The following is a 3,235-nucleotide window of genomic DNA, read 5'->3' on the forward strand; positions in this document are numbered from 1 at the left end:
GAGGCTGGGACATAACTAGCTTCTATAAATGAAAAAGGTGAAATCGCGCAGTCGATTTCACCTTTTTCATTTTATTCTTGGTTTATGCGACTGAGGGGTTACCCCCTTGCCGCATATTTTCTTAAATTCACGGCCATCAATGCGAGACCGATTTCATTCTCAACCTTCGGTTTTCCACGAACTGAAAATCGTGTGAAACCTAAATTAGCCTTCAGGAACCCGAACACTGGTTCTACATCAATTTTACGTTGACGATAAATTGAACCGGTTTCTTCTTCTGAAAGCTTATTTCGTACATATTCTTTTTGTTGTTCCCATTTCTCATTTACCATGAGCCTACGATTCGTACCTTCTCTCGCTTTTGTACATAATGATCGCAACGGACAATCTGTACACTCTTCGCATTCATAAACCTTAAATTGACGCTGGAATCCTGTTTTATCTGTACGTGTTGAATGGTATTGAAACGTCAGTTGTTTCTCATTGGGACACGTGTAGGTATCACTCGCTTCTTCATAAGCCCAGTTACTTGTTTTGAACGGATCCTTTTTGAACTTTCTTTTCTGCTCATTTAAGTAGTGATTGTATGTAATCAATGGCGTTCTATTACGTTTCGATAAAATATCTTCATAATTCTGTTCACTGCCGTAACCGGCATCCGCCACAATATGTTCTGGTAATTCAAAGTACTGTTCTTCTATTTGATCAAGGAAGGGCGTTAATGTTTTCGTATCGGTTGGGTTAGCGAAAACACCGTACGCTAATGTGTATTGCCTTTCGGTTGCGATTTGTACATTATAGCCGGGTTTTAGTTGTCCGTTTTTCATATAATCGTCTTTCATTCGCATAAACGTCGCATCTTTGTCTGTTTTTGAATAGCTGTTACGTGTGCCAAAAATCTCAAAATCCTTTTCGTACTTCTGCTTACGTGTAATCCAGTCATATACTTGTTTCACGATTTGCTTGGGTGTTTTTCGTTCACTACGTAATTGTTTACGCATAGCGACATCATCGGAGCGGTCAATTTTTTGTGAATAGTCCTCGACAACCTCTTCTAACTTTTTAGCGATTTGTGTGAGCTCTTCAATCGACAGCTGCTCCTCATCTTCACGTTTTATTTCTGGAATGATTTGTTTTTCAAGTAGCTCGTTGTACAGTTGATTTGATTTTTCAACGAGATTATTGTGATGCTTCTCCACAGCTTTCTTCCAAGTGAACGTGAATTTATTGGCATTCGCTTCAATTTTCGTACCATCAATAAAAATAGCCTCTTGATCAATGAGCTTTTCTTGGACCAATTGACAACGGAACTGGACAAAACATTGGCGAATTAGCTCTTTCATATTAGGATCAACTCGGAAACGATTAATCGTACGGTAACTTGGCTCGTAGCCTTGTGCCAACCACATCATACGGATACTGTCTTTCGTCAAGTCTTCAATTTTACGACCTGAAAAGGCGGATTGCGTATAACCACATAAAATAATTTTAAGCATCATGCGTGGGTGATAGGATGGACAACCAGTATAACGGACGAAGGAATCGAAAGCTTCGTGAGGAATACTTTCAACTAAATGGTGGATAGAAAAGGCGATATCATTTTCTTGTAATCTAACTGCTAAATCTAGAGGCAAAACTAGTTGATTCATGTTATAATCTTTAAACATAAGGACCCTTCTTTCTGATTTTATTTGGTGTGGTAACTTAATTTTATCAGAAGTGGTCCTTATTTAATGTAAAAATATTTAAAACCGGTGAAATTTTACTTGTCGTAAAATTTCACCGGTTTTTTCATTTCAGAGGAGGGTTTTGTCCCAGCCTCTTTTTCTTGAGTAAAAAATCCAACCATAAGCATCTAAAGGTGGTTCATACTCATTCTTGGTTATAATAAATGGTGCAAGGATACTGAATAGGAATTAGGATTACTTTCTCAGGATGATTTGAGAAAGTCCGCAGCCTAAAAGGAGGAATACGAAATGATGCCTTCCCTTTTTATTGCCCATGGAGCACCGCTGCTAGCGATTGAGGAGAATGAGTATACACAGTTTTTGCGTGAGCTGGGAAAAGCATGGCCAAAGCCAAAGGCTGTTGTCCTCTTTTCTGCCCACTGGGAGAGCGTAGTGCAAAAGGTAAGTGATGTAGAAGAGTTTGATACGATTTATGATTTTGGCGGCTTCCCTGAGGCGTTATACAGGATTCAATATCCGGCAAAGGGAGATCAAAAGATTACCGAGGAAATAAAAGCACTATTTGCTCAGCAGCGTATTCCCTTTGAGGTAGACACAATGCGGGGCTTAGACCATGGTGCATGGGTCGTGCTAAGAATGCTTTATCCCCATGCTGATATACCAGTTATTTCTATGTCTGTGAACCAGCGGCTAAAGCCTGAGCAGCATTATGAAATTGGCAGGGCCCTGTCAGCTTTACGAGAACAGGATATATTGATGATTGGCAGCGGGGGGACGGTTCATAACCTTCGAGCGGTAAATTGGGAAATGGACGGCAAGGGGACTGAAGCCTGGGCAGCAGAATTTGATGAGTGGATTGAACAGAAGCTGACCAGCTGGGAAACTGCTGAGCTGTTTAACTATGAAACGTTAGCTCCGCATGCTAGCTTTGCTGTTCCACCGTATGGAAAGGAGCATTTTGTTCCATTGCTTTATGCGATGGGAGCGGCGGATGCTTCGAAGAGGGCCAAGCTTCTACACCGTAGCTTCCGGTATGGAAACCTCAGCCACAGCGTGTGGCAGTTTGGCTGATAAGTTAGATAAACAGAAGATAAACGGTGTCAGGCACCACAAATGGAAAGTCGAGAATAATTGGTGGTGCCTAGTATAGTAAATAGTTATAAGTAAATAAAAAAAGGCCACCGTTTTCATTGTAAAATGGAAGTACCTATCACAGAACTTCCAACTACAATTCCCTACCACAAGGAGATGAAAATGATGGCTTATAACTTATTCAATCATATTCAGGGCAAAAACGGAAGTCGATGGGCACAATTTATTAGGGAAACAGGTACAGAGAATTTATTACTGGTGGCAGTAGATGCAGCGAAATATACACATAAGGCCATGATCTCTACATTTTATGGCGACATAATAGTAAAACCATTTGAGTTTGATGCTTCCTTAACTGGTTTTGAGGTACTAAAAAAACAAATCCAAACAGCGATTGTTCACAACGATATGAAGGTAGTTGTAGGGGTTGAAACGACAGGGCATTATTATGAGGC

At 40.4% G+C, this 3,235-nt stretch carries 1 protein-coding gene and 2 pseudogenes; 2 read left to right on the forward strand and 1 reads right to left on the reverse strand.

Annotation, left to right across the window (positions count from 1 at the left end):
- Positions 1 to 107: 107 nt before the first annotated feature.
- Positions 108 to 1,667: pseudogene (locus BQ5321_RS00510) on the reverse strand (IS1182 family transposase); the annotation flags it as partial.
- A 309-nt stretch (positions 1,668 to 1,976) separates the two neighbouring features.
- On the opposite strand from BQ5321_RS00510, the gene BQ5321_RS00515 reads away from it, so the two are divergent.
- Together BQ5321_RS00515 and BQ5321_RS00520 are read left to right on the forward strand one after the other, a co-directional pair.
- Entirely contained in the window at positions 1,977 to 2,759 is a 783-nt protein-coding gene (locus BQ5321_RS00515) for a dioxygenase family protein (protein ID WP_071392718.1), read from the forward strand.
- Between the two features lie 183 nt (positions 2,760 to 2,942).
- Positions 2,943 to 3,235: pseudogene (locus BQ5321_RS00520) on the forward strand (IS110 family transposase); the annotation flags it as partial.

Origin of the sequence: Bacillus tuaregi (assembly GCF_900104575.1) — a bacterium.
Lineage (GTDB): Bacteria > Bacillota > Bacilli > Bacillales > Cytobacillaceae > Bacillus_BD > Bacillus_BD tuaregi.

Coding starts and splice junctions, on each gene's coding strand:
- BQ5321_RS00515 (WP_071392718.1), top strand. CDS start 1,977: ATGATGCCTTCCCTTTTTATTGCCCATGGAGCACCGCTGCTAGCGATT.